The 26,248-nt window shown below is 50.8% G+C and carries 23 protein-coding genes; 2 read left to right on the forward strand and 21 right to left on the reverse strand.

Features of this window, described 5'->3' with window-relative positions:
- Positions 1 to 11: 11 nt before the first annotated feature.
- The 18 genes from yidD to EKM84_RS12475 form a co-directional block, all read right to left on the reverse strand.
- The gene (gene yidD, locus EKM84_RS12390) at positions 12 to 314 is read right to left on the reverse strand and encodes a membrane protein insertion efficiency factor YidD (RefSeq protein ID WP_125766033.1); all 303 of its coding nucleotides are present in this window, start codon (positions 312 to 314) and stop codon (positions 12 to 14) included.
- A gap of 28 nt (positions 315 to 342) precedes the next feature.
- The gene (gene mreB / locus EKM84_RS12395) at positions 343 to 1,347 is read right to left on the reverse strand and encodes a rod shape-determining protein (RefSeq protein WP_125766034.1); all 1,005 of its coding nucleotides are present in this window, start codon (positions 1,345 to 1,347) and stop codon (positions 343 to 345) included.
- Between the two features lie 182 nt (positions 1,348 to 1,529).
- The gene (gene murA, locus EKM84_RS12400) at positions 1,530 to 2,837 is read right to left on the reverse strand and encodes a UDP-N-acetylglucosamine 1-carboxyvinyltransferase (RefSeq protein WP_125766035.1); all 1,308 of its coding nucleotides are present in this window, start codon (positions 2,835 to 2,837) and stop codon (positions 1,530 to 1,532) included.
- 27 nt (positions 2,838 to 2,864) lie between these two features.
- Positions 2,865 to 3,095, reverse strand: coding sequence for a DUF1146 family protein (locus EKM84_RS12405; RefSeq protein WP_125766036.1), 231 nt, complete (start codon positions 3,093 to 3,095; stop codon positions 2,865 to 2,867).
- Between the two features lie 1,058 nt (positions 3,096 to 4,153).
- Positions 4,154 to 4,573, reverse strand: coding sequence for a F0F1 ATP synthase subunit epsilon (locus tag EKM84_RS12410; protein WP_125766037.1), 420 nt, complete (start codon positions 4,571 to 4,573; stop codon positions 4,154 to 4,156).
- 13 nt (positions 4,574 to 4,586) lie between these two features.
- A complete protein-coding gene (atpD, locus tag EKM84_RS12415; protein WP_125766038.1) occupies positions 4,587 to 6,002 on the reverse strand; it encodes a F0F1 ATP synthase subunit beta in 1,416 nt (471 codons plus the stop codon).
- 22 nt (positions 6,003 to 6,024) lie between these two features.
- Positions 6,025 to 6,924 carry a F0F1 ATP synthase subunit gamma gene (locus tag EKM84_RS12420; RefSeq protein ID WP_125766039.1) on the reverse strand — a complete coding sequence of 300 codons (900 nt, stop codon included), beginning with the start codon at positions 6,922 to 6,924 and terminating at the stop codon, positions 6,025 to 6,027.
- A 29-nt stretch (positions 6,925 to 6,953) separates the two neighbouring features.
- Positions 6,954 to 8,492, reverse strand: coding sequence for a F0F1 ATP synthase subunit alpha (gene atpA / locus EKM84_RS12425; RefSeq protein WP_125766040.1), 1,539 nt, complete (start codon positions 8,490 to 8,492; stop codon positions 6,954 to 6,956).
- Between the two features lie 30 nt (positions 8,493 to 8,522).
- Positions 8,523 to 9,065: an ATP synthase F1 subunit delta gene (gene atpH, locus EKM84_RS12430; RefSeq protein ID WP_125766041.1), complete on the reverse strand. Its 543-nt coding sequence runs from the start codon at positions 9,063 to 9,065 to the stop codon at positions 8,523 to 8,525.
- On the reverse strand, positions 9,055 to 9,570 hold the full coding sequence (gene atpF / locus EKM84_RS12435) for a F0F1 ATP synthase subunit B (RefSeq protein WP_125766042.1): 516 nt from the start codon (positions 9,568 to 9,570) through the stop codon (positions 9,055 to 9,057). Before atpF ends, atpH begins: the two co-directional genes overlap by 11 nt.
- Before the next feature lie 65 nt (positions 9,571 to 9,635).
- A complete protein-coding gene (atpE, locus tag EKM84_RS12440) occupies positions 9,636 to 9,848 on the reverse strand; it encodes a F0F1 ATP synthase subunit C (protein WP_125575374.1) in 213 nt (70 codons plus the stop codon).
- 32 nt (positions 9,849 to 9,880) lie between these two features.
- Positions 9,881 to 10,600, reverse strand: a complete 720-nt coding sequence (gene atpB, locus EKM84_RS12445; protein WP_125766043.1) for a F0F1 ATP synthase subunit A — start codon at positions 10,598 to 10,600, stop codon at positions 9,881 to 9,883.
- A 1,031-nt stretch (positions 10,601 to 11,631) separates the two neighbouring features.
- The gene (gene upp, locus EKM84_RS12450) at positions 11,632 to 12,267 is read right to left on the reverse strand and encodes a uracil phosphoribosyltransferase (protein ID WP_125766044.1); all 636 of its coding nucleotides are present in this window, start codon (positions 12,265 to 12,267) and stop codon (positions 11,632 to 11,634) included.
- Between the two features lie 96 nt (positions 12,268 to 12,363).
- A complete protein-coding gene (glyA, locus tag EKM84_RS12455; RefSeq protein ID WP_125766045.1) occupies positions 12,364 to 13,605 on the reverse strand; it encodes a serine hydroxymethyltransferase in 1,242 nt (413 codons plus the stop codon).
- A gap of 288 nt (positions 13,606 to 13,893) precedes the next feature.
- Positions 13,894 to 14,910, reverse strand: a complete 1,017-nt coding sequence (locus EKM84_RS12460; protein WP_125766046.1) for an L-threonylcarbamoyladenylate synthase — start codon at positions 14,908 to 14,910, stop codon at positions 13,894 to 13,896.
- Positions 14,911 to 14,937: 27 nt separating this feature from the next.
- Positions 14,938 to 15,777, reverse strand: coding sequence for a peptide chain release factor N(5)-glutamine methyltransferase (gene prmC / locus EKM84_RS12465; protein ID WP_125766047.1), 840 nt, complete (start codon positions 15,775 to 15,777; stop codon positions 14,938 to 14,940).
- Positions 15,770 to 16,855, reverse strand: a complete 1,086-nt coding sequence (gene prfA, locus EKM84_RS12470) for a peptide chain release factor 1 (protein ID WP_125766048.1) — start codon at positions 16,853 to 16,855, stop codon at positions 15,770 to 15,772. The genes prmC and prfA overlap by 8 nt, the downstream gene beginning before the upstream one ends.
- A 214-nt stretch (positions 16,856 to 17,069) precedes the next feature.
- Complete coding sequence (locus EKM84_RS12475; RefSeq protein WP_125766049.1) at positions 17,070 to 17,666, reverse strand: thymidine kinase; 597 nt, start codon at positions 17,664 to 17,666, stop codon at positions 17,070 to 17,072.
- A gap of 1,040 nt (positions 17,667 to 18,706) precedes the next feature.
- Between EKM84_RS12475 and EKM84_RS12480 the strand changes: the two genes are divergently transcribed.
- On the forward strand, positions 18,707 to 20,056 hold the full coding sequence (locus EKM84_RS12480) for a Mur ligase family protein (protein WP_125766050.1): 1,350 nt from the start codon (positions 18,707 to 18,709) through the stop codon (positions 20,054 to 20,056).
- Entirely contained in the window at positions 20,053 to 20,757 is a 705-nt protein-coding gene (locus tag EKM84_RS12485; RefSeq protein ID WP_125766051.1) for a type 1 glutamine amidotransferase, read from the forward strand. The genes EKM84_RS12480 and EKM84_RS12485 overlap by 4 nt, the downstream gene beginning before the upstream one ends.
- 76 nt (positions 20,758 to 20,833) lie before the next feature.
- Here EKM84_RS12485 and EKM84_RS12490 read toward each other — a convergent pair whose 3' ends face one another.
- The 3 genes from EKM84_RS12490 to EKM84_RS12500 all read right to left on the reverse strand — a co-directional run bounded on the left by EKM84_RS12490 (position 20,834) and on the right by EKM84_RS12500 (position 26,107).
- Positions 20,834 to 21,874 (reverse strand): serine hydrolase domain-containing protein, encoded by a 1,041-nt coding sequence (locus EKM84_RS12490; RefSeq protein WP_125766052.1) that lies wholly within the window; start codon positions 21,872 to 21,874, stop codon positions 20,834 to 20,836.
- Between the two features lie 665 nt (positions 21,875 to 22,539).
- Positions 22,540 to 24,381 carry an ABC transporter ATP-binding protein gene (locus EKM84_RS12495; RefSeq protein ID WP_125766053.1) on the reverse strand — a complete coding sequence of 614 codons (1,842 nt, stop codon included), beginning with the start codon at positions 24,379 to 24,381 and terminating at the stop codon, positions 22,540 to 22,542.
- On the reverse strand, positions 24,374 to 26,107 hold the full coding sequence (locus tag EKM84_RS12500; RefSeq protein ID WP_125766054.1) for an ABC transporter ATP-binding protein: 1,734 nt from the start codon (positions 26,105 to 26,107) through the stop codon (positions 24,374 to 24,376). Before EKM84_RS12500 ends, EKM84_RS12495 begins: the two co-directional genes overlap by 8 nt.
- Positions 26,108 to 26,248: the final 141 nt, after the last annotated feature.

The following is a 26,248-nucleotide window of genomic DNA, read 5'->3' on the forward strand; positions in this document are numbered from 1 at the left end:
CCAACTCTCCTTTATTTGCTGAGGGATTCTGGGTGTTCCTCGTCTAACTTCATGGCCTGGCGGTAGGCTTGTTCAGCCGCCACGTTGCGTTTCAGCGTGAAATGGTCCGGCACCGGATCGACGCCTCCCCGAACGAACGGATGACAACGTAAAATCCGGGCAATGCCCATCAGACCGCCCTTAAGCGCGCCGTGTTTGGCCAAGGCCTGCAACATATAATTCGAACACGTCGGGTAATACCGGCAGCTCGGCGGAAACAGCGGTGAGATCCACCGTTGGTAGCCGCGCACGAGCCAAGTTAGAATGTGGCGCAACGCCAGGCCCCCTTTGCTTTAAGCGTGATTAGTTATTTTCTTTAGCCGTCTTGGTGTCCATGTGTTCCAGGAGCACACCCGCACCCTTGGCCACGTTATCCAGTGGGTCTTCGGAAATGATGACGGGAACCGTCAACCGTTCGGAGAAGAGCTTATCGATGCCGTCTAACAAGGCACCCCCACCAGTCAACATGATGCCGCGGTCGATGATGTCAGCGGCTAATTCTGGCGGTGTCGTTTCCAACACGGCCATGGCAGCGGACACGATTTGTTCGATCGAATCATGAATCGCGATTTCCACTTCGGCGGCGTTAATGGTCGTCGTGGTTGGCATCCCACTCACGGAGTCTCGGCCACGAACTTCCAGGGTCTTTTCTTCGTTACCAGGTTCTGGATAAGCTGTCCCAATCTTGATTTTGATGGTTTCAGCGGTCCGTTCCCCAATGATCAGGTTGTGGTTATGCTTCAGGTAGTTCACGATTTCCGTGTTCATCCGGTCACCAGCGACCCGAATGGAGCGGCTAGCCACGATGTCACCCAGGGAAAGGATGGCAATGTCACTGGTCCCACCACCCATGTCGATCACCATGTTACCGCTAGGCTTGAAGATATCCATGCCGGCACCCAAGGCCGCCACTTTAGGTTCTTCTTCCAAGTAAACCTTAGCACCACCGGATTTTTCGGCAGCCTGAATGATGGCCTTCCGTTCAATCTCGGTAATGTTAGTTGGGGCACAGATCATGATGTTAGGCTTGGATAAGAAGCCCTTAACACTTAATTTATTGATGAAATAGGAGAGCATGGCTTCGGTAATGTCGAAATCAGAAATGACCCCATCCTTCAACGGACGAATCGCCCGGATATTACCAGGTGTCCGACCCACCATCCGGTAGGCTTCGGAGCCCACTGCTAATACCTTGTCAGTCTTCGTGTCGATTGCTACGACTGATGGTTCATTTAATACGATTCCTTTGCCGACCACGTAGATTAAAACGTTCGCCGTACCTAGGTCAATGCCAATGTCTTTCGCCATACTTATGCGTCCTCCTGAATTTTAATGCCAATTTTCAACATTTCATTATACCATAAACCGCGTGAACTCTAAACGGTTTCTCAAAATATCACGGTTGTTCCCCGTCCCCCGGCCGTTAAAAAACTGACGACCTAGCTTCAAGGATAACAAAAGGGTGACATCGCTGCCACCCCCGATAATTGCTAGTTATTCACGTGCGAATTCTTTAAGACCACCGCGTCAGTGTCATCGACAGTGACCCGCTTGACCTCAGCACCCAATGCCGTCAACTTCTTGTGGAAGTCGTAGTAACCCCGGTCCAGGTACTTCAGGTTCGTGACCTGCGTGTAGCCGTCGGCAACTAAGCCGGCCAGGACTAAGGCTGCGGCCGCCCGTAAATCAGTGGCAGCCACTTCGGCGCCGTTGAAATCAGTTGGCCCGTGCATCACGACGGTCCGCCCATTCACTTGGTAATTAGCGTTCATCCGCCGTAATTCTTCCAGGTGCATGAAACGGTTTTCAAAGACCGTTTCAGTCATCGTACTCGTGCCTTCAGCGGCCAACTGCAAAATGGTCATTTGCGGTTGCATATCCGTTGGGAAGCCTGGGTAAGGCAAGGTCTTGACGTCCGTTGGTTGTAACTTATCTGGGCCGATGACCCGAATACCAGCGGGTTCTTCAGTCACTTGCACACCCATTTCTTGTAATTTAGAAATCAAAGGCTTGTTATGTTCCACGATACCGTCTTGAATCAAGACGTTCCCGTGGGTTAACGCAGCACCCACCATGAACGTGCCGGCTTCGATGCGGTCCTGAACCACACTGTGTTCAGTCCCATGCATCTTCTTAACGCCGTCGATCCGTAACGTTTCGGTCCCGGCACCACGGACGTGCGCACCCATCTTGTTCAGGATGTTAGCAAGGTCCACGATTTCCGGTTCACGGGCAACGTTATCGATCACAGTCGTGCCTTCAGCCAAGCAGGCCGCCATCAGAATGTTCTGCGTGGCACCCACACTTGGGAAGTCTAAGTAAATATGCGTTCCCTTGAGGTGGTCGGCAAAGGCTTCAACGTACCCATCGTGTTGCTCGATGCGGGCACCCAGGGCCTCCATGCCTTTCAAATGCAGATCGATTGGTCGGGTCCCAATGGCACAGCCACCAGGCAGCGCCACTTTAGCATGACCCAAACGGGCCAACAGTGGCCCCATTACAACGATTGACGCCCGCATCTTGGAGACGTATTCAAACGGCGCCTCGCTAGAAACTTGCTTCGTTGCATCAATCGTGACTTCTCGTTTGGCTTCATCAAAATCGACGCCTAAATTCAAGAAGCGTAAGACTTTATTCATCGTATAGACATCAGACAAAACCGGAACATTTGCTAAATGAGTGCGGCCATCTTCGGCCAGAATAGATGCTGCCAGGATTGGCAATACAGCATTCTTGGCCCCTTCAATGTGGACCACACCAGTTAAGCGGTTCCCACCATGAACGATAATTTTTTCCATGGGATACCTCCAGAGATTTTTATGGGTCTACCGTAACAGATAGCCCAGGTTACGAACGTTATCGATGAAGTCCAAAAAGAATGAGCTACACCCGAAGCCAATGGCCACGGACAGCATCACGATTAAGACCCGTGACTGCCGGGGATAGAACGTCATTAATCGTTCAATGTGTAACGCAGAGATTGCCCAAAATGCAATCCCAATAAAAAACAAATGACTAATGATCGTTAAGATTCCCTGTAACCCAATGAGTGACATTCCCTCAATCCCTTCTAAACATTCTCACTAACTATAGCATAAATTTTCGTGCTTGTCCCCGAGATTCCTATAAAATCGGCGTTTGTAATATTACAATTCTTTTATTTCATCACTTAAACTGAACAAACCATTTGTTAAATCACCGGATAAACCGTTAAACCGCTAATTTGCTTCGCTAGCTGAAAGCACGTCTAGCCACGCCGTACATACCTTAAACCACCTGCAATTTGCACAACCTTTCACAACAAAATCAATCCCGAAATAACTTGGTGAAGCCCCACAGCTAAAACCGATAAAACGTCGTTAAAAAAGATGTCGTCAATTTTCATTGGCTAGTCGTTGAAAATTGACGCTCACGCCCAAATAAAGACCAACTAGCACATACCTCACCTATATTTTTTCTAGGGCTACCAATTTTACTTCACGACTGAAAACTCATTTTCAGGTAAACACAGAATCCCGTCAGAAAGTCCCCGTCTTTCTCGGCTATGGTGGTTCACCCCTACTACTCAGCAGGCAATCAAAGATTTATTATTCCCTTTTATTTCCCCACACAAACAAAATTTAAACCCATTGTGAACGAAAAATTGACGACCATCCGACGCCAATAAAACTGAAGTCACTCACTCGGTGTTAGTAAACCCAGCACACAAAAGACAAATCCAACGACCACTTTCTTTGACGTGCTATGCACAATCAAACCAGCATTAGGAACACTAAACAACGATCGTAACTCTCTCCCATAACAACCACTGAAGCCCAGAATAACCACGTGGCCGTTTTTTCTACGCCATGTAAGCGACCAGAGGCGGCTCAAGGTGCTCAGCTGTGTCGATGGCCTTAGCTGAGGTTTCTCACTCAGCTTAGGGCATGGGACGACCTGGGAAACTTGCGCCCTTTGCGAGGTTCCCAGTCGAGGTGGAAGACCGCCCCTCAGGCTGGAACCGTGCCCCACAGCAGAGCACCTTGAAGCTGCCGCCGGGAGCGCAAATCAAGGCGAAAAAAAACGGCCATCGCCGAGAGCGATGGACCGTTCAAACAAGAACTTGTTTAAGAGTTTAGTGCTTAGCGACGTTGATCCGGTTAACAGCGCGACGCAATGCTACTTCAGCCCGTGCAAGGGAGTCAGCATCATGCGCAGCGTGAGCCTTTTCAATCGTTGCTTGAGCACGTTTACGAGCACTTTCAGCCCGATTGACGTCAATATCGTCTTGACGTTCCGCACTGTCTGCAACAATGGTCGCCACGTTGTCAGAGAATTCCAAGAAACCACCGTTAACGGCAATTTTATCTTCGTTTTCACCTAACTTGATCCGCGTCTCATCAACTTCCAAAGAAGCGATGAGCGGCACGTGGTTATACATAATCCCAAGTTCACCAATCGTGGTCTTCACAACTAATAAGTCGCTCTTACCTTCGTAAACTTGGCCATCAGGGGTAACGATACTAACAGATAACACTGATTGATTATCAGCCAATTAGAATCCCTCCCTAATTGTTGGCAACGGCGTCATTCATTTGCTTAGCCTTGGCCACAGCATCTTCGATAGGACCACAGTTCCGGAAAGCATCTTCTGGAAGGTCGTCGTACTTACCATCGAGGATATCCTTGAAACTCCGGATCGTGTCATCGAGCTTGACGTACTTCCCTTCCATACCCGTAAACTGTGAAGCCACGGAGAATGGTTGTGACAGGAAGAATTGAATCCGCCGAGCACGGTTAACAATCGTTTGTTCTTCATCGGATAATTCATCCATCCCTAAGATAGAGATGATATCTTGCAATTCATGGTACCGTTGCAAGACGTGTTGAACTTCCGTCGCCACGTCGTAGTGCGCTTGACCGATGATTTCAGGGGCCAAAGCAGTTGACGTTGAAGCCAATGGGTCCACGGCTGGGTAGATCCCTTGTTGGGTCAAAGACCGTTCCAAGTTGGTCGTGGCGTCCAAATGGGCGAAAGTCGTGGCAGGAGCAGGGTCGGTATAGTCATCGGCAGGCACGTAAACGGCTTGGATAGAGGTGATAGACCCCTTCTTCGTCGACGTGATCCGTTCCTGTAACTGACCCATTTCAGTAGCCAACGTTGGTTGGTAACCAACGGCTGAAGGAATCCGCCCTAACAGAGCAGAAACTTCAGAACCGGCTTGCGTGAACCGGAAAATGTTATCGATGAATAACAGAACGTCTTGGCCCTTAACATCACGGAAGTATTCCGCAATCGTCAAACCGGTCAAGGCAACCCGCATCCGGGCACCAGGAGGTTCGTTCATTTGACCATAGACCATGGCCGTTTGCTTCAGAACCCCGGACCCCTTCATTTCCCAGTACATATCGTTACCTTCACGAGTCCGTTCACCAACACCGGTGAAGACGGAAATCCCGTTATGGCCTTGAGCAATGTTATGAATTAATTCTTGAATTAAAACGGTCTTACCAACACCGGCACCACCGAACAACCCAATCTTCCCACCACGAACGTAAGGTTCGAGCAAGTCAATAACCTTGATCCCAGTTTCCAGGATTTCAGTTGAAGGGTTTAATTCGTCATACTTAGGTGCGTCACGGTGAATTGGCATCCGTTCTGCGTCTGGTCCAAATTCGGCACCGCCGTCAATAGGATTCCCGAGAACGTTAAATACCCGACCAAGTGTGTCGTCACCGACAGGAACAGAAATAGAAGCACCAGTGTTTTCTACTTCCAATCCCCGGCGAAGACCATCGGTACCGTCCATGGCAATGGTCCGCATAACCCCGTCACCTAATTCCAAGGCAACTTCGGTTACAAGGACACTACCATCATCTTTTTTGATGTTAAGGGCAGTGTTGATATCAGGTAATTCATCATTCAACGGGAATTCAACGTCAACAACAGGTCCGATAACTTGAACAATTTTACCAGCACTCATTATTCGTTAATTCCTCCCGTCATTAGTTTTTTAAGGCTTCCTGCCCACCGGTAATTTCGGTGATTTCAGTCGTGATCGCTGCTTGACGCGCACGGTTATAGTGCAGCTGCAGGGTCGCAATTAAATCATCGGCATTATCAGTAGCAGACTGCATCGCATTGGTACTTGATGCATGTTCGGCCGTCTTTGCGTCCAAAATCGCACCGTAAACCAAGCTTTCCGCGTATTGCGGTAACACAACCTGGAGCACAGCTTCATCAGAAGGCTCCGTGTCGTATTCAGCCGTTAAGGGCGATGCTTGCGTATCGTTTGCCGCATCAGTCGTCATTGTTTCCTTGTCGACTGGCAACATCTTCTCAGCCCGGAAACGAGATGAGATTCGGTTAACAAAATGGTTGTAGCACACGAAGAGTTCATCGAAGACTTCGTTGTTAAACATCGTGGTTACGGTCTTCACAATTTCCCGAACTTCATTGAATTCAGGCACATCGCTGACCCCACGATATTCATAGGCCACGTTAACACCCCGGTGCCGATAGAAATCAGCACCCGTACCACCAACGGCTAAAATCATGTAGTCGTCTTGGTTGGGCGTCCGTTCTTTAATGAACGCATTGGCATCCCGTAAGACGCTGCTATTGTAGCTTCCCACCATACCACGATCGGAGGTGATCACTAAATATGCGGTTTTCTTTACTGGACGGTTCGACTGTAGGCTACTTGAGGAATTATCCAACAGATGAGACTGCGAAAGATGCATGACGACAGCCTTAACCTTAGAAACATAGTCTTGGTAGCCGACTGCTTGTTTCTGAATCTTATTTAACTTCGCCGTCGAAACCATGTGCATCGCCGCCGTAATTTGGCGGGTTGCTTTCGTGGAATTAATTCGACGTTGAACGTCATGAATTGATTCAGCCATTATTTCTCACCATCCTTCCTTCAAGTATCTTAATCAGCCGCGTTAGCCGAGTCGTCGGCCTTGGCAGTTGGTTGGAAAGTCGTATCGAATTCAGCAATGGCCTTTTCCAGGGAGTCGCCTTCTGGCAAGTTCCCAGTCGTGGTAATTGTGTCTTCGAGATCTTGGTGGCTAGCATCCATGTAATCAAACAATTCGTCTTGATAACGTAAAACGTCAGCAACTTCGAGCTTGTCCAAATGACCATGTGTCAAAGCAAACAAGATAATAACTTCCTTAGCAACGGGAACGGATTCGTGTAAGCCTTGCTTTAAGACTTCAACAGTCCGGGCCCCACGGTCTAGTCGTGCCTTAGTAGCGGCATCCAAATCAGAACCGAATTGGGCGAAGGATTCAAGTTCACGGTAGGCAGATAAGTCCAACCGCAACGTCCCAGCAACCTTCTTCATGGCTTTGATTTGAGCGTCCCCACCAACCCGAGAAACAGAAGTCCCGGCATCCATGGCTGGTCGAACACCTGAATAGAAGGAATCACTGTTCAGGAAGATTTGACCATCGGTGATGGAAATAACGTTGGTTGGAATATAAGCAGAAACGTCACCGGCCTTGGTTTCAATAACAGGCAAAGCCGTCATTGAACCGCCACCAAGTTTATCGTTTAACTTAGCTGCCCGTTCCAACAAACGAGAGTGGGTGTAGAAAATATCACCAGGGTAAGCTTCACGACCTGGCGCACGCCGCAGAATCAGAGAAAGTTCACGGTAAGCATCGGCTTGCTTGGTTAAATCATCATAGACAATCAACACATGCTTGCCGTTGTTCATGAACTCTTCACCCATAGCTGCACCGGCATATGGTGCCACGTACAGCATTGGTGCTGGTTCAGATGGTGCAGCGGTTACGACGATGGTGTAGTCCATGGCGCCAAATTTCTCCAGCGTAGCCACTTGTGCACGAACCGTAGAAGCCTTCTGACCAATAGCGACATAGATACAAATCATGTCTTGGCCCTTTTGGTTAATGATCGTATCGATGGCGATGGAGGACTTCCCAGTCTTCCGGTCACCAATGATCAATTCCCGTTGGCCACGTCCAATTGGAACTAAGGCATCAATGGCCTTGATCCCGGTTTGCAGAGGTTCGCTAACCCCTTGCCGGTCCATAACCCCTGGTGCTTTATGTTCAATTGGTCGGGTCTTATCCGTGGAAATGTCCCCTTTACCGTCAATTGGTTGACCTAATGGGTTAACAACCCGGCCAATCAGTTGATCGCCAACGGGAACTTCCATGATTCGGCCAGTCCGCTTAACCGTATCGCCTTCAGTGATTCCAGTGAAATCACCCAAGATAACAATACCAACGTCACTGGCTTCGAGGTTTTGGACCATTCCATAAACCCCGTTGTCAAACAACAGTAACTCACCTTGCAAAGCGTTGTTCAGACCGTGGGCCCGAGCGACACCATCACCAACGTAAGTAACCGTACCAGTTTCTTCAACTGAGATTTCATCCTTATAGCTTTCTAATTGTTGTTTAATTAGAGCACTGATTTCCTCAGCTTTAATGCTCATGAAAGTTTCACCTCTTTATCACCGAATTCGTTATGCTAGCAGTTGCTGCCGTAAACGATTAATTTTAGTTCGTAAGCTACCGTCAAGAACCGTATCAGCAGATTTAATCACGACACCACCAATAACGGCGGGATCAATCTTACTGCTCAAGATCACCTTGTCAGCCCCTACGCGCTTGGCGTAGACGGATTGAATCTGTGACTTCTGATCAGCCGTCAATTCGACTGCCGTCGTCACTTCAGCATAGACCGTGTTGTGGGCCTCATCATACAGCTTTTGGAAAGCGTCGATGATATCGACTAAGTTTTCCATCCGACCGTAGTCGTAAGCCATCTGAATCAGGTTCTTGATGTACGGTGAAGCCTGGTCCAACAATGGTTGGATCAAGGCTTGACGTTCAGCAACCTGCAGGCTAGCGTCTGAGAGCATCGTGCTCAACTGTGGGTTGTCCTGGAAGATACGCCGAAGTTCTTCGAGCTCTGTGTAGCCTGACTCCAGTTGGTCTTTTTCGGACAACAATTCAAATAATGCTTTGGAGTAGCGCTTTGCTACCGTTGCCCTATTAAGACTCATGTTGCTTCCCCAACCCTTCGATATAAGAATCAATTAATGCCTTTTGGTCGTCACCTTTTAATTCTCGTTGAATGATCTTGGAAGCAATCTCAATAGATAAATCCGCCACATCGTTCCGGGCATTGGACAAAGCGTCTTGACGCTCTTGTTCGATATCCTTTTGGGCATTTTGCTTCATTGTTTGAACATCCGCTTGCGCAGCCGTGACAATTTGTTCGCGTTGTTGTTGACCATTAGTCTTCGCATCGTTCACAATCGTTTGCGCCTCTGAACGAGAATTTGCTAAGGCTGCTTGGCGTTGTTGTACCAAGTCAGCAGCATCGTTACGGGATTGTTCAGCTGAGTCAATATCATTACTGATTTTGTCAGCCCGATCCTGCATCATCTTCGTCACTGGACCCCAAGCAAAAATCTTAATGATCCACATCAAAAGTAAGAACGTAACAATGTAGAAAAGTGAATCTCCAAAATAAAGCGCCTGACCAATCACTAAATGTGAGAGCATCTATTGACACCTCCTTTTGCTATCAGATAATTACAATTTTTACCGGTTGTTCGTTGTGATTGTGACTACTTGTTCATAACCATCAAAGCAACAACGAAGGAAATGATAGGCATGGCTTCAACCAGACCAACACCAATAAACATGTTCGTCCGTAATTGACCTGATAATTCTGGTTGACGAACCATACCTTCAAGCATCTTTGAAATAACGATACCGTCACCGATACCACCACCAACGGCGGCACCAAACATAGCAATACCAGCTGCAATAGCTCCCATAATCTGTGTTTCCTCCTTAAATTAGATAAAACTTATTCCTCGACTTCAAGCTTTTGAGAAATATAAACTGATGACAACGTAACGAAGACGAACGCTTGGATAGCCCCTAAGAAAGCAGAGAACCCTTGCCAAGCCATTTCAATTGGTACCGCAACCACCATCGTTGCAATACCGTGTGAAGCTGCCAGATCCCAGATTACCCCTAATAGCATTTCACCAGAGAAGATAACCCCGAAAATACGGAGACCCAACGTCAGGAAGTTCGTGAATTCCTCAAAAATACTGATAGGAAGCCAGAACACGAAAGGTTTCAGGTAGTTTGTGAAGTGTCGCTTGTATCCTAATTTCCAAACACCTGCGAATTGGGCAACCATCATGGTCATCAACGAGAACGTCAATGTCGCAATTGGGTCAGACGTTGGACTACGAACGATTGTCGCACCCCCACGCGTTGCCACTTGGATGAATAATCCCAATTCGTTAGACAGGAAGAGGAAGAAGAATAACGTGAATCCCCACAAGCCAAACTTACCGACATCGTCGGCTGGAATGGACCCCTTCAAAATTCCATTGGTAAAATCAATCAACCATTCCAAGAAGTTTTGCCCTTTGGATGGCTTCATAGCCAATTTTCTAGAACAGAAAAAGACAACTGCAACGATCAGCGCAAAAACAATAAGGCCGGATACAACGTTGGCAGTGCTAAATGTCAGCCCCAAAAATTGGAAGGTCGAAACTGGATCACCATTCACCGAATATCACCTCTTTTCCACACTATATGAACGCATTTCCTCAGCTAAATCCCTCGACAAAGCCGGGTATCTCGCAAGAAACGCGGAATAGTGAACGAAGCGAGCGCTCCATTCAAATACACTGGAAATGATACCACCAATTCAGATAAAAGACAAAACAATTTTTCATACTCTGAACATTCATGTGAAATAAGCTAGAGTTCAGACTATAAAGGGATTGATATCGGTTTCACCGTGTAGTTGCGTGCGCACTCGCCAAGATAAAAAAATTTACGGTTAGACCATTTTTCTCCCACAACTATTTACCAATCGGTCGCCTCGACGACCCGACTGGACCTAGTCGTTAAATGACGCACCAAACAAACAATTTTATCACCGTTCTACCATATATGAAGGCTCAGCTTGCCGCTGAGCCTTCACAAGCTGATGGACATTGTGTCCAGAGCAGTTGTGGGGCTTAACTGACGCTTTTAACCAGTTTCTTCCATAATGGTAGGCGTTACGGGTAAAGTCGCTTAGTGGCGTTCTAAGGGCCATTTTGGGTGGGAAGGGTTTAACCTATTTGGGGTGATCTCAGGATATTGCTAATTTCTCAGTGAACAACGGCGTGTTGCCACGAGCCAGACGCCTGCGCTTAACCCAGCTAAGAAAATAACCCCGGATACTTCACTTACAACATCTTTAGAACATTAGACTGATTCTCCGCGTCTACTATCCTCGGCTCTGGCGGTCTCTGAAACGCGCGCCACAGGGCAACTGGTTCCGCTTAACACCCTAACGACAACGACCCGGGACCTTTAATTATTATTCTCTTGGTGCTCTGACTCAGTCTCTCGAATCAGCTCTTTCGACCCTGGCGGCCTTTGAAACGTGCGCCACGAGCCAGACGCCTGCGCTTAACCCAGCTAAGAAAATAACCCAAGCCCGGGGTTATTCCCTTAGCTACGTTAATGCTCAGCGTCTAAGCGGCTCGTTCTGCACTCTTTCAAATAAATAAGAGACTCGACCAAAAGGCCGAATCTCTTTGACGTTTACTTCGTTCCAAACAGGCGGTCACCGGCATCGCCGAGACCTGGGACAATATAGCCATCTTCGTTCAGGTGATCATCCAACGCTGCAGCATAAATATCAACGTCTGGGTGAGCTTCACGTAAGACTTTGACCCCTTCTGGTGCGGAAACTAAGCACACAAACTTCATGTTCTTAGGATCGGCGCCACGCTTTTCCAAAGCTTCAATTGCCATCATAGCTGAGCCACCAGTTGCCAACATTGGATCAACGATAAAGATTTGCCGTTGATTAATGTCGGATGGCATCTTGAAGAAATATTCATGAGGCTGCAGAGTCTCTTCGTCACGGTACATCCCGATGTGACCAACCTTAGCAGCTGGAATCAATTCCAAAATCCCATCAACCATACCGATACCGGCACGTAAGATTGGAACAATGGCAACTTTCTTTCCTGAAAGTTCCTTGGCAGTCATCTTGCCCATTGGTGTCTCGATTTCTTTATCCTTCAATGGCATGTCGCGTGACACTTCGTACGCCATTAAGGTCGAGATTTCGTTGACAACCTCCCGAAAGCTGCGGGTACCGCAGTCTTTGTTCCGGATAATCGTCAGTTTGTGTTGAATCAACGGGTGGTCAAGTACTTGAAACTTCCCCATGAATGAGCGCTCCTTTATGATTTCTTACAATTGTACCATGGATTTCCGCTACCAAAACGCCTAATTTGCAATGAAAACGTTTTTATTGCAATTTTTTTAGTCTAAAACTGATAACGGGTGGGCACTGGTCAAAGCATGAACCTTTTCGCGCACATCCTGCAGGCCGGCTTCATCGTTTGGGTGTAGGACTGTTTGCACGATTAAACGGGCCACCTCACGGCATTCGTCGGCGTTAAACCCACGGGTCGTCACGGCCGGTGTCCCTAACCGAATGCCAGAAGTCTTGAATGGACTGAGTTTTTCGTTAGGAATGGCTTCCTTGTTGGTGGTGATCATGACGCTATCCAACAATTCTTGGGCTTGCTTCCCGTTCAGCGTGGTTGCTGAGAGGTCCAGGGTCATCAAATGATTGTCCGTGCCCCCAGAAACGACGCGGACGGTTGGGGCCTTGCTGAACTCATCGGCCATGGCATGGGCATTTTCGATAATCTGCTTGCCATAATCGGTAAAGTCTGGTTGGAGGTCTTCAAAGAACGCCGCAGCCTTCCCAGCAATCACGTGTTCCAGCGGGCCACCCTGAGTTCCAGGGAAGACGGCGGAATTGATGCGTTTAGCGTTTTCGGCTTGGGACAAGATCAGTCCCCCACGAGGGCCTCGTAAGGTCTTGTGCGTCGTGGTCGTGACCACATCGGCAATACCCACGGGACTTGGGTGCAGGCCAGCGGCGACTAACCCGGCAATGTGGGCCATGTCGACCATCAAGTAAGCGCCGACTTCATCCGCAATTTCACGGAAGGCGTTCCAGTCAATGATCCGGGAGTAGGCTGAGGCCCCGGCCACGATCATCTGTGGCTTAACCTTTTTAGCCAGGTCGCGAATCATATCATAGTCCAGGAGTTCGGTCTCTGGATTGAGGGCATAACTGTAGGCATTGTAAATCTTTCCAGAGAAGTTGACCTTGGCGCCGTGAGTCAAGTGGCCCCCGGCATCCAGGCCCATCCCCAGAATGGTGTCGCCAGGCTTTAAGAAGGCCGCATAGACGGCTTGGTTGGCCTGGGAACCAGAATGGGGTTGCACGTTCGCGTATTCGGCATTAAACAACTTCTTCGCGCGGTCAATGGCTAATTGCTCGACCACATCGATGTACTGCGTGCCACCGTAGTAGCGCTTGCCCGGATACCCTTCGGCATACTTGTTGGTCAACACGGAGCCTTGCGCCGTCCGGACGGCTTCACTCACGATGTTTTCGGAAGCAATCAACTCAATGGTATCTTCTTGACGTTTCTCTTCCTTCGCAATGGCGCCCCATAATTCTGGATCTTTTTCTTTAAAATTCAATGGCGTTCCCTCCTGAACTGTAATTGTTTTTATTCTACCAAACTTTGACCGCCAGCGGGACTACTTCGCACTATTTATTATTTTATAACGCGGCGTTTCGCCGGCTGACGTACGTGACCCGACTAACGACTTCGTTCATCCGCAACGCCCCAATCATCAGCGTAAGCTCTTCCCACTCAGGAAACAACTGCGCGCTCCTGGTTTTGCTAGCCGCCCAACTAACTAAAAAATGGCACAAAAAAGGCTCGAAACGTTCATCGCGTCTCGAGCCAAGTCATTAATCAAAATTTATTTTTCAAAGTGTTGTTGTCCAGCTGACTTGTTCAACCGGTTCATGTAGGCCGCACCTAGCCCTTCAGCCGCGAAGCCTTGGGCCAAGATGCCGGTCACGGGTGATTCCAAATCATAGTGCCGCAGTCCCGCAAACAAGCGGTGGCTGGCACTAGCCATGTCGGCGCCCAATGAGAAGGCCTCGGTGTTGGCTGGCAACGTTTCGTTGGCCAACGTGTGGTCGAGCGCCATGACCCCAATCGTGCCGGTCTGTTGTGCGGCCCAGGCTAAAGCGGCCGGCCAATCGGCTTCGTCATCCACGATGGTGACCTGGGCGTTTGGCGCGTAGTGCTTGTACTTCATCCCTGGCGCCTTGGGAATCTCACCCCTGCCGACCTTGTGATGGTTGGATTGCACCGTGCCGATGACGGCTTCCAACTGTTCCTCGGTCACGCCACCCGGCCGCAAAATAGTTGGGATGTCCGTGGACATGTCCAGCACGGTCGATTCAACCCCAACTTTGGTTGGGCCATCGTCGAGGATGCCGGCAATCTTGCCGTTCAGGTCATGGTAGACGTGCTTAGCTAACGTTGGACTGGGCTTGCCTGACGTGTTGGCAGAGGGTCCTACCAACGGCACGCCGGCGGACTTGATCAGGTTTAGTGTGACCTGGTTGGCGGGGTTCCGAAAGGCGGCCGTATTCAAGCCACCCGTGACGGCCTTGGACAGGGCCCCCGGTTGCAGCTTAAAAATCAGCGTCAGTGGACCGGGCCAAAAGGCCTTGATCAGCGCTTCAGCCTTATCTGACAGTGGTTCGGCATATTTTTTGACCGTATCTTCACCGGTCACATGCACGATCAGGGGGTTATCACTGGGACGCCCCTTGGCGATGTACACCTGCTTAACCGCTGCCTCATTGGTGGCATCGGCGCCTAGGCCATAGACGGTTTCCGTGGGAAAGGCCACTAGTTGCCCTGCCCGAATTGCGGCCGCGGCCTCATCAATTTCGTTTGGTTGAAAAATCTTTGTTTCCATACTGATTTCTACGCTCCCATCCTAAATTCACAATTGCACGCGCACCATCCGGTCGTGACCGTTGATGTCCGCCTTAATGGTTACCCTGGCTTGCGGGTAGGCCGCCGCAAAGATTGCTTTGACGGCTGGCCCCTGTTGATAGCCAATTTCAGCGAAGAACTGGCCGTGGGGCACTAGAAAATCCCCAATGCTAGCCGCAAATCGCCGGTAAAAGGCCAAACCGTGGTCCGCCGCAAATAATGCCCCTTGGGGTTCAAAGCGTTTCACGGATTCATCCATCTCTGGTAATTCCGTGTGGTCGATGTAGGGCGGGTTTGACACGATGACGTCAAACCGTTGCCCACTGACTGGCGCCAACAGGTCGCCCACCGCAAACGTTACGGGGGCCGCCAGCGCTTGTGCATTGGCCCGGGCGACGTCGACCGCCGCGGCGGAAATGTCCGTCGCCGTCACGGTCCAGTCGGGCTGCTCGGCCTTTAGTGACACCGCAATGGCGCCGCTTCCCGTACCCACATCTAACAGACTAATGGGTGTCGTCACGGATGCTAAGATCCATTCGACCAGCTCCTCCGTCTCCTGGCGGGGAATCAGCGTGGCCGCAGTCACCTGAAACTCTCGGCCAAAGAACGGCGCGTGGCCTAGCACGTACTGGGCCGGCTCACCCGCACACACACGGTCCACCTGCGCCCGATAAGTCGTCAGAAAGGCTGGGGTGGCCGGTTCACGGTAGTGTTGAACCAGTTCGGTAAAGGACCAGCCTTGCCCCTCTTGTAGTAAATACTGGGCAACGCTGGTCGCTTGGCCGGCCGCCGCTAACTGTTGCTTGGCAGCCCGTAACGCCATCAAAATGGTGGTCGTTTTAGCCATTATTCTTTAAGTTTTCAAGCTTGGCAGCCTGATCGGACAGAATCAAGGCATCAATGATGTCGTCCAATTCCCCGTTCATCACGCGGTCTAACTTGTTTAACGTCAAGCCGATACGGTGATCAGTTACCCGGTTTTGCGGGTAGTTGTAGGTCCGGATACGTTCAGAACGATCCCCGGTCCCCACGGCTGACTTCCGTTCGGCGTTGTAGGCGTCTTCTTCTTGCGTCTTGTAGTAATCGTAGACCCGGGCCCGTAAGATGGTCATGGCCTTGGCCCGGTTTTGTTGCTGTGACCGTTCGTCTTGCATGGCAACCACGATACCGGTTGGCAAGTGGGTCATCCGCACGGCGGAAGAAGTCTTGTTAATATGTTGGCCACCGGCACCAGATGACCGGTACACGTCGGTCCGAATATCCTTCGGGTCAATATCGATGTCCACGTCTTCTTCTTCAGGCATAACCCCAACCGTAGCGGTACTGGTGTGAACCCGGCCAGCGGATTCCGTGGCGGGTACCCGTTGAACTCGGTGCGCACCGTTTTCATACTTCAGTTTGGAGTAAACCTTATCACCGGTGATCATCAACACGATTTCTTTGAACCCACCAACTTCGGTGGCGTTCTCATCAACGATTTCAATCTTCCAGCCCTGGCGTTCGGCGTACTTGGAGTACATGCTGAAAAGGTCCGCGGCAAATAAACTGGCTTCGTCCCCACCAGCGGCCCCATGGATTTCCATGATGATGTTTTTGTCATCGTTAGGGTCCTTAGGCAACAGTAAGACTTTGATGTCGTCTTCCAGCTGTTCCTTTTGCGTGGTCAGGTCCTTCAATTCATCCTTGACCATGGCATCCATGTCGTCGTCGAGCTTTTCGCGTAACATTTCATCGTCATCGGCGATTTGTTGGGTCACGTCTTGGTATTGGTGGTACTTGTCCACCGTCTCCCGCAGTTCCCCTTCTTCTTTGGAAAGCTTCATAAATTTTTGCGTATCGGCAATGACTTCCGGGTCACTGATCAATTCGTTCAGCTCGTCGTAGCGGTCGGCCACGGCTTGGAGCTTGTCAAACATTTCATCCATTCGATATTAACCTCGTTTCAAATTAGCGTGCGCGTTTAATTGGTGCTACTGAGCTGTTCAACACGGAAAGTAGTTGTTGCCTTACCTATATCATGCGTAACACACTTCAGCCAACACCATTTCGTTTTAAATTAGTTACCGGTCACATCTCGACCAGAACTTACAGTGTACCATAGGTAGCGGCCACTGTAACGGGTTAGTGCCGACCCGGTCGCTACTTTGGCCGAGACTTCCCAATCTGATCCAACGGCGGATTAAAGTAGTGGCGCCGGCAAACGGGGTAATAGGCCTCGTTGCCGCCAATCTGGACCTGTTCGCCCTCGTAGACCGGTTTGTTGTCGTGGAACCGCAAGTTCATGATGGCCTTCTTGGTACAGAACCAGCAGATGGTCTTCATTTCCTCAATCTTGTCCGCGTACAGCAAGAGGTACTTAGAACCCTCAAACAGTTCGTTGCGGAAATCATTTTTCAGTCCAAACGTCATCACGGGAATGTGCAGCTCGTCAACGACCTTGGCCAATTGGAACACGTGGTCCTTGGTCATGAACTGGGCCTCGTCAATCAGCACGCAGTCCGCCTGGGCATCCAGCCGTTGAATCTCGTCATACAGGTTCATGTCCTTGTAAATTGGGTGCGCCGTGCGCTTGAGCCCAATGCGGCTAGCAACTTGGCCCACCCCGTCACGCGTGTCCAAACCACTGGTCATAATGATGACCCGCTTGCCTTGTTCCTCATAGTTATGGGCGACCTTTAAGATTTCAATGGTCTTCCCGCTATTCATTGCGCCGTACCGAAAAAATAGCTGCGCCACGTTACTCCCACCTTTTTGACAGTTTCTATCTATTATAGCCGATTCCCGTAGAAAATTAAACAGTCGTTGTTGTCGCCTCCGGGATGATGAAAATGGGACCGGAACGCGGTGGGCGGACACCCAGAGCCAAAGAGCGGTCTCTGGGATGCTTTGAGCCAAAGCCCACGTCTCAAAGACACCAATCCCCTAACCGGTAAAGCCCACCGCTAAGGGGATTCCCACGGCTGGGCCCATTTCCATCATCCCTCCGGCTAACGCTAGTTTATTTTCTAGGGGACGTTCCAACCTTTTGTCGTTTACCGTTCCCGGCGACGGATTCAAAGCGCCCTGCTGTGGGGCCGGTTCCAGCCTGTGAAGCGGTCTTCCAGCTCGACTTTGAGCCCCCAGACCGGTCTCAAAGGTCGTCCCGTGGTCTAGGTTGGGAAAGCCCCCCAACCAAGACCACCGACACAGCTGTCCGCTTTGATCCGCCTCTGGTCACTAAGACTGACCACGAATTAAACTATCCGCTCGGGGCGACACGCTGTTTAAATTTACGTCGCAAATTTGCGTAAGGTTACTCCCTCACATTCTAGTGTCACACGCAAAGTCATACCAGAATGTGACTAGCGCAACTAACACTGGGGTTGACCGCTTCCCCACTAACTTAGCAGTCGACCCGCAACCTAGAGCCAGAGGAAGCCAGGGCGGAGACGGCTGTGTCGATTCTGTTTGTCGGCGTTTCTTGCCGGCTTACAGAATGGGACAACCTTTGAGACCTGCGCTTCTCAGCAGGGCTTAAAGTTGAGGTGGGAGCCCGCCCTTCGGCGGAAACCGGCCCCACAGCAGGCGGAGCCCTGGAAGCCGCAGGTGGCAACTCATCCGCAATCCCAATCACTAAGCCAGCAGAAAACAGAGCGCCAAAACCCCAGTGTTCCTTGCGTTTTGGGAAAGATGGGGCGTTGGACTCCCCTAAACGCCTAAAAAATGCTAAAATTAAGGCTTGAATATTCAGGAAACCGACATTAAAAAAATCTTGTCGCGATTAAGGAGCGAATTGCATGTCATTCAGAAGCGGCGTTGCCACCTTCGCGGGGAAATCCTCTTACTGGTTTCTCCACACGTTTCTACACGGGGGAAGTTCCCTCCCCGGTAAAATTACGTTAAAGCTCGACCCCAACATTTTACGAACGTTAGGGGCCAAGTATGACGTCATTGTCATCACGGGAACCAACGGGAAGACCTTAACGACGGCGTTGACCGTCTCCGTTTTGCACGAAAAATATCCCGCTATCCTGACGAACCCCACCGGGTCCAACATGGAACAAGGAATCGTCACGACCTTCTTAAACGCCAAGAACCCCAAGACTGGCCGGCCCTTAGCCGTGCTGGAAGTTGACGAGGCGAACGTCATCAAGGTCACACAATATATTGAGCCTAAAGCCTTTGTCTTCACCAATATTTTCCGGGACCAAATGGACCGCTACGGTGAAATTTACACCACCTACCAAAAGATTTTGGATGGGGTGGCACTGGCACCGAATGCCACGATTATTGCCAACGGCGATTCCCCCATTTTTCATTCCAAGGAATTACCGAACCCGATTGAATATTACGGTTTCGATGACCAGCCCGACACGGACATGAAGGCTAAGCCCAACACGGATGGCGTGCTGTGCCCCAACTGTGAGCACATCTTGCACTACCATTCCCTGACCTACAGTAACCAAGGCAAGTATTTCTGCCCGAACTGTGGGTTCTCCCGGCCAGAGCTGACCTACCGCCTGACCAAGTTGGGGGAGCAAACGCCGACCTCATCTAAATTTGAAATCGACGGTCACCCCTTCAAGATTCAAGTCGGTGGGACCTATAACATCTACAACGCGCTGGCTGCCTATGCTGTGGGCCGCTTCATGGGCGTTACCCCCATTCAAATCAGCAACGCGTTCAACGCTAACCAACAGGTCTTCGGCCGCCAAGAAGTCATCGACGTCGATGGCAAACGGGTCACGATTATTCTGGTCAAGAACCCCGTTGGGCTGGACCAAGTGCTCCACATGATTGGCACCGACACCCACCCATTCTCACTGGTGGGCCTGCTAAACGCCAACTACGCCGATGGCATCGACACCAGTTGGATCTGGGATGGCGACTTTGAACAGCTCGCCGACCGCGACATTCCGACGGTGATTACCGGTGGTGAGCGCTACAAGGACATCACGTTCCGCCTGAAGGTCGCGGGGATTCCCGACGACCGGCACATCGTGGAGCCAAATTTGGAAAAGGTGGTTGAGGAGATCAAGAAGGTCTCGACCGACCGCGTCTACGTGCTGGCAACCTACACCGCCATGCTGCAAATGCGCAAGATTTTGGCCGATAAAGGCTACGTCAAGGAGGGACTCGGACTATGAGCTACGAACTAAACGTCGCCCACCTGTACGGCGACCTGATGAACACTTACGGTGACGTCGGGAATATTCTGGCGTTGAACTACTATGCCAAACAAATGGACGTTAGCTTAAACGTTAAGGTCGTTAGTTTGGAAGAAGATTTCAAATCAGCCGATTACGACCTCGCCTTCTTCGGCGGTGGCCAAGACTTTGAGCAGACCATCGTTTCGCAAGATATCCAAACGAAAAAGGCTGAGCTGACGAAATTTATCGAATCAGACGGTCCCCTGTTGGCCATCTGTGGCGGGTTCCAACTGCTCGGCCACTACTACATCGGGGCTGACGGCGAAAAGCTGCCCGGTATCGGGGCGCTGGACCACTACACGTTGGCTCAGGACCACAACCGCTTCATCGGCAACATCGTCATCAAGAACCAGGAAACTGGCGAGACCTACCACGGTTTTGAAAACCACCAAGGGTTAACCTACCTGGGAAAGGACGAACGCCCACTGGGCAACGTCGTCTCCGGTAAGGGTAATAACGGTGAGGACGGCACGGAAGGCGCGATTTACAAGAACGTTTATTGCTCCTACTTCCACGGCCCGATTCTGACCCGGAACGGTGACATCGCTAAACACCTGCTGGTCGCAGCGCTGCACCGGAAATATCCGGACGCTGACTTCAGCCAACAGGAAGCCTTACCCATTCCCGCAACTTTCTAACTGACTAAATAAAGCGTGCCACTGACATCTAATGCGGATGTTAGTGGCACGCTATTTTCTTCGAAAAAAATTCACGCTAATGACTAAAATCGTGGGCGACGTAGCGGCTCTTCTCCGCCAAATACGTGCCAATCACGGCGTTGCGTTGATCCAAGTACGGTTCGTTTGGCGCCACCGGATGGACCCGATTCGTCAGGAAAACCATCGCCTGTTTGGCGGCCTGGTCGATGACCAAGTACGTCCCCGTGAAGCCCGAGTGCCAAATCACGCGGTGCGGTGTCGGGCACTGCGTTACGGTCAGTGCCCAGCCCAAGGAGCGGCCGGCATGACCGTTGGGTGTCAGGTCATGGGCTAAATGGTTAACCAGTAGTGGTGGCAAGACCGCCGCTACTTTTTCCGGCTGAAAATAGGCCTGACAGAACCGGGCCAAATCATCCACCGTACTGAATAACCCGGCCGACCCACACCGCCGCTGTAGCACGTAACCCTTGGGGTCGTGAACCTCGCCGCGCACGAGTCCCCGCCCCACCGTTTGGGCCGTGGGAATGCAGGCCAGCGGATTCGCCGGCGTAAACGTACTGTGGACCATGCCTAAGGGCGTCAACACGCGGCGTTGCGCGACCACTTGGATTGGGTCCCCGAGAATTTTTTCAACGATCCAGCCCAGGAAAATGTAGTTGACGTCGGCGTATACCATTTTCCGGTCAAAAGTTGGACCGACGTGCAACCCCAACAATCCGGCCGTTAGCTCAGGCGCGGCTAATTGATTTCGGTTGGGAATATAACCGGTGATGCCCGAGGTGTGCGTCAACAGGTGTTGAATCGTGACCCGCGTGTCCGGCCACTCGGGGAGATAGTCGCTGACCCGGTCTGCCAAACGCAGCCGGCCCTCCGCCAACAGTTGTAAAACTACGCTCAGGGTGCCGACCACTTTGGTCAACGAAGCCACGTCGTACAGCATGCCCGGCCGCAGGGGCTCGGGAGCGGGTACCAGCGCGGCTTGCCCGTACTGCCCCGTTTCCACCCGGTCGCCGTCAATCAGCGCAAAGCTGACCCCCGGCACCACTTTCTCCTGAACCAGCCGCTGCAGGGCCGCCTTCGTTTGCGTATACGTCATGGACCGCACCTCTCTCTTCTCTACTAGCCCCATTGTACCCGTTTGGCTTTCGCCTTGGCAATCCAAGATTCGGTTAAGACTTGCGCTAGCATTGCATGAACGCACCCTGTGCCTGCCACAAAATAAAAAGTGCCCCACCCAAAATCAGGCAGAGCACTAATAATTTTATTTAGAAATTCCAAACAAACCTAACACCCACCGAGCAAGCAGCAAATGAACGCAGCCACTCGGGCTTACGGGTTAAACGTGTGTCAGCCGCAGGGCTGGGAAAACTGGGCCGGTCGTGGCAGTGACCAGAGGCGAGCCAAGGTGCCGGGAACGAATGCAACCAGGTCCCATCCTCAAAAAAGTGCCCCACCCAAATTGGGCAGAGCACGAATAATTTTATTTAGAAATCCAAAACAAGCCTAACACCCACCGAGCAAGCAGCAAATGAACACAACCACTCGGGCTTACGGGTTGAACGTGTGTTAGCCGCAGGGCTGGTGAAAATGGGCTCAGCCGTGGGAGTTGCCTAAGCGGTTTACCGCTTAGGCAACTGCTATCTTTGAGACGTGTTCTTCGGCTCAAAGTAAGTCCGAAGACCGCTTCTCAGGCTTCGGACGTGCGACCACAGCGTCACGGCCCAGTTTTCACCAGCCCGGAGGCGAACTAAACGACAAGCCCTAAGCCAAGTCGTTGCCGGTGAATTGACTGTTGTAGAGGTCGGCGTAAAAACCGTCCGCCGCCAGCAAACTGTCGTGATTCCCAGTTTCCACAATGTGCCCATGGTTCATGACCACAATGTTTTCGGCATTTTGAATCGTAGACAACCGGTGAGCAACCACGAAGCTGGTCCGCCCAGCCAACAACCGCTTCATCGCGTGTTGAATCAACATTTCTGTCCGGGTATCAACCGAACTCGTGGCTTCATCCAAGATCAAGACGTCTGGATCAGCCACAAAGGCCCGGGCAATCGTCAACAATTGCCGTTGTCCTTGAGAAATGTTGGTAGCAGCTTCGTTCAAAATCGTGTCGTAACCGTCAGGCAGCTGCCGAATGAAGGTGTCCGCGTGCGCCGCCTTAGCAGCCGAGTAGACATCCTCTTCGGTCGCATCTTCCCGACCGTATTTGATATTATCAAAAATCGTTCCGGTAAACAGCCAGGTATCCTGGAGCACCATCGCAAAGTGCCGGCGCAAGTCCGTCCGCCCAACGGCGTGCGTGTCTTGCCCACGATACTTGATTTGACCAGCATCGACGTCGTAGAAGCGTTCCAACAAGTTAATGATGGTCGTCTTCCCGGCACCGGTTGGCCCCACGATGGCAACCATTTCACCCGCTTTGACCTTCAGATTGAAGTCCTCAATCAGGGGGTTGTCTGGCACGTATTTGAAGGCCACATTATCAAATTCAATGACGTTGCCTTCATTAGCCGTTTGCTCTGGCAATTTGGCCGTCTCTGTGTCGGTCATGTCGTCTTCGTCCAGCACGGAGAAAATCCGTTCGGCAGAGGCAATCGTGGCCTGAATGGTGTTGGTCAGGTTAGCCATCTGCGTGATGGGTTGGGAGAATTGGTTGGTGTATTGCAGGAAGGCCTGCACGTTCCCCAAGCTAACCGTCCCGTTGGCGACCTGAATCCCACCGATAACGGCGACAGCCAGGTAATCCAAGTTCTTCACAAAGTTCATCAGCGGGAAAATCAGGCTAGACACAAATTGCGCCTTCCAAGCCGATTGGTAATACTTCCGGTTGTGTTCTTCGAATTCTTCTTGGGTGGCCCCTTCACGGTTAAACGTCTTGACCACGGTATGGCCGGCGTACGTTTCTTCAACCGTGTTGTTTAAGAGTCCCAAGTTTTTCTGTTGGCTAGCAAAGAAGCGTTGTGACTTTGGCGCCACGATACCGACCACTAAGATACTCAGTGGCACGGACACCAGGGCAACCAACGTCAGCCAGCCACTGATGGTCAGCATCATGTAGAGCACACCGAAGAACGTCAAAACACTGGTCACCATTTGGGACAGCGTCTGTTGCAGCGTCCCACCGATGTTATCCATATCGTTAGCCATCCGGGACATCAAGTCCCCATTGCTATGGGTATCGTAGTAACTGATTGGCAGGCGTTGCATCTTTTCCTTCAGGTCGCGCCGCAATCGGTAAACGACCTTCTGGGAGATCCAACTCATGATCAGTTGTTGCACGATGCCAAATACAGCGGCACCGGCATACATGATCCCAACGACCAGCAGAATGTGGCCGATTTTGCCAAAGTCAACGGGTAAGTTGTGAATCGGGATTCCAGCCTTCAGTTCGGCCGTTCCCTTCATCACCCCTTTAAATAATTCCGTCGTGGCTTCACCTAAAATCTTGGGCGTCTTGATTTGCAAGACTACCGAAACGATGGCGAAGACCAAGACGACGAGGATACCGGGGATCCAGGCTTTCATGTAGCGGAACAACCGGATCGTCGTTCCCCAGAATTTTTGTGGCCGCTGTTTGGTTGCGGCACCACGTCCATTACGCATCGACGGTATCCCCCTTCCGCAGTTGTGAATCGAGAATTTCTTGATAAGTTTCGTTACTTTCTTTCAGCTCGTCGTGGGTCCCTTGACCAACGATCTTCCCACCGTCGATAACCAAAATCAAATCGGCATCGGCAACCGTGGAGACCCGTTGGGCAACGATAACGGTTACCCCATTTTGAACCTGTTCATCCTTCCGTAAGTCCTGCCGTAACAGGGAATCCGTCTTGAAGTCCAAAGCGGAGAAGGAATCATCAAAAATGTAGACACTGGCGCGCTTCAAAATGGTCCGCGCAATTACCAGCCGTTGCCGTTGACCACCGGAGAAGTTATCCCCGTTTTGTTCAACGACACCGTCCAGGCCGCCTTCTTCTTTAATGAAGTCGCTGGCTTGAGCGACGTCTAATGCGTGCCAAATTTGGTCATCCGTGGCATCCGGCATCCCAAAGAGCATGTTGCTCCGTACGGTTCCAGAGAACAGGACAGCCTTTTGTTGGGTGATCGAAATGGCATCGTGTAGCGCTTTTTGGCTCATCGCCGTCAATGCCGTTCCGTTCAGCTTAATTTGACCACTTTCGGGATCGAATAACCGGGGAATCAGGTTGACCAGCGTGGATTTACCCGAACCGGTCCCCCCGATAATCGCCACCGTTTGACCGGCCGTTGCCGTGAAGTTCACGTCCGTCAACGCTAATTTTTCAGCGCCGGTGTACCGGAAGCTCACGTGATCAAAGGTCAAGCTGGCTGCATCGGTGTGCAACTCAAGTGGTTGATCCGCATCGTTGATCTTACTCTTGAGATCCATGACTTCGTTGATCCGTGCCGCAGAGGCTTGTGCCCGAGGCAGGAAAACGAAGACCATGGAAACCATCATGAAGCTAATTAAAAGTTGGGTCGCATATGTCATGAAGGCAACTAAGTTACCCACTTCCATGGCTTGGTGGCCAATCAATTGACCCCCATACCAAACGATTCCAATGTTGGTCCCACTGACAATCAAGGTGATGACCGGGAACATTAAGGACACAATCATGAAGACCTTAATCCCAGTCTTGGTGTAGTCCTGGTTGGCGCCTTCAAAGCGGTCCTGTTCAAATCGGTCCTGGTTAAAGGCCCGAATGACCCGCACCCCGGTTAAACCCTCACGGAAAACCAAGTTAATGCGGTCAATCTTCTTTTGCAGGCTCTTGAACAGCGGCACCGCAAAGTACATGATCAAGCCGGTAAAAAATGCCAAGATTGGCAGGGCCACGAGGAAGACCATGGTCAACCGCGGACTCTTGACGTACGCCAGTACACCCGCACCAACCAACATGATTGGTGCCATCAGCATCATCCGTAACATTTGAACCATAACGTTTTGAATCTGCACCACGTCGTTGGTCGTCCGGGTAATTAAGGAAGCGTTCCCCACCGTTTCAAACTCTTCAGTGGAAGCAAACGTGACTTTCTTAAATAAATCGGTCCGGATTCGTTGACCCATTCTTTGTGACTGGGTCGACGCATAGTAGACGTTCCCGGCAGCACCTAACACCCCAATGAAACTCAAGAGGAGCATTTGCCCACCAGTCCGCCAGATGTAGCCGATATCGTTGTTGGCGATCCCTTTATCGATGATGTCCGAAGTCAACGTCGGTAAGGAAAGGTCACAGGCAACTTGTATAATCATAAACCCAACAGCAAGGGCTACTGCCCACCAGTCCAAGTGTTTTCGGGCAAGTCGCATCATAGGAAATTTGGCCTTCTTTCTTCTAAGGTTACTCTATAAAACATCAAAATTGCATATGCGATAACTAAAGGTTGAAAGTTAAATTGTACAGTAAAGGCCCGGCATGCCGGGCCTTTACTGTACAAAAATAGACATGGATTA

It is taken from the genome of Levilactobacillus mulengensis, assembly GCF_003946045.1.
Taxonomy (GTDB): Bacteria; Bacillota; Bacilli; order Lactobacillales; family Lactobacillaceae; genus Levilactobacillus; species Levilactobacillus mulengensis.

Excerpts from the sequence above, each read along its gene's own strand:
- EKM84_RS12420 (WP_125766039.1), bottom strand. The coding sequence starts at position 6,924 with ATGGCTGAATCAATTCATGACGTTCAACGTCGAATTAATTCCACGAAA.
- EKM84_RS12495 (WP_125766053.1), bottom strand. The coding sequence starts at position 24,381 with ATGCGTAATGGACGTGGTGCCGCAACCAAACAGCGGCCACAAAAATTC.
- atpF (WP_125766042.1), bottom strand. The coding sequence starts at position 9,570 with ATGCTCTCACATTTAGTGATTGGTCAGGCGCTTTATTTTGGAGATTCA.
- atpA (WP_125766040.1), bottom strand. The coding sequence starts at position 8,492 with ATGAGCATTAAAGCTGAGGAAATCAGTGCTCTAATTAAACAACAATTA.
- mreB (WP_125766034.1), bottom strand. The coding sequence starts at position 1,347 with ATGGCGAAAGACATTGGCATTGACCTAGGTACGGCGAACGTTTTAATC.
- atpD (WP_125766038.1), bottom strand. The coding sequence starts at position 6,002 with ATGAGTGCTGGTAAAATTGTTCAAGTTATCGGACCTGTTGTTGACGTT.
- atpH (WP_125766041.1), bottom strand. The coding sequence starts at position 9,065 with ATGAGTCTTAATAGGGCAACGGTAGCAAAGCGCTACTCCAAAGCATTA.
- murA (WP_125766035.1), bottom strand. The coding sequence starts at position 2,837 with ATGGAAAAAATTATCGTTCATGGTGGGAACCGCTTAACTGGTGTGGTC.
- EKM84_RS12485 (WP_125766051.1), top strand. The coding sequence starts at position 20,053 with ATGAGCTACGAACTAAACGTCGCCCACCTGTACGGCGACCTGATGAAC.
- EKM84_RS12480 (WP_125766050.1), top strand. The coding sequence starts at position 18,707 with ATGTCATTCAGAAGCGGCGTTGCCACCTTCGCGGGGAAATCCTCTTAC.
- prmC (WP_125766047.1), bottom strand. The coding sequence starts at position 15,777 with ATGGCTAAAACGACCACCATTTTGATGGCGTTACGGGCTGCCAAGCAA.
- atpE (WP_125575374.1), bottom strand. The coding sequence starts at position 9,848 with ATGGGAGCTATTGCAGCTGGTATTGCTATGTTTGGTGCCGCCGTTGGT.
- EKM84_RS12405 (WP_125766036.1), bottom strand. The coding sequence starts at position 3,095 with ATGTCACTCATTGGGTTACAGGGAATCTTAACGATCATTAGTCATTTG.
- upp (WP_125766044.1), bottom strand. The coding sequence starts at position 12,267 with ATGGGGAAGTTTCAAGTACTTGACCACCCGTTGATTCAACACAAACTG.
- EKM84_RS12460 (WP_125766046.1), bottom strand. The coding sequence starts at position 14,910 with ATGGAAACAAAGATTTTTCAACCAAACGAAATTGATGAGGCCGCGGCC.
- prfA (WP_125766048.1), bottom strand. The coding sequence starts at position 16,855 with ATGGATGAAATGTTTGACAAGCTCCAAGCCGTGGCCGACCGCTACGAC.
- EKM84_RS12490 (WP_125766052.1), bottom strand. The coding sequence starts at position 21,874 with ATGACGTATACGCAAACGAAGGCGGCCCTGCAGCGGCTGGTTCAGGAG.
- EKM84_RS12500 (WP_125766054.1), bottom strand. The coding sequence starts at position 26,107 with ATGATGCGACTTGCCCGAAAACACTTGGACTGGTGGGCAGTAGCCCTT.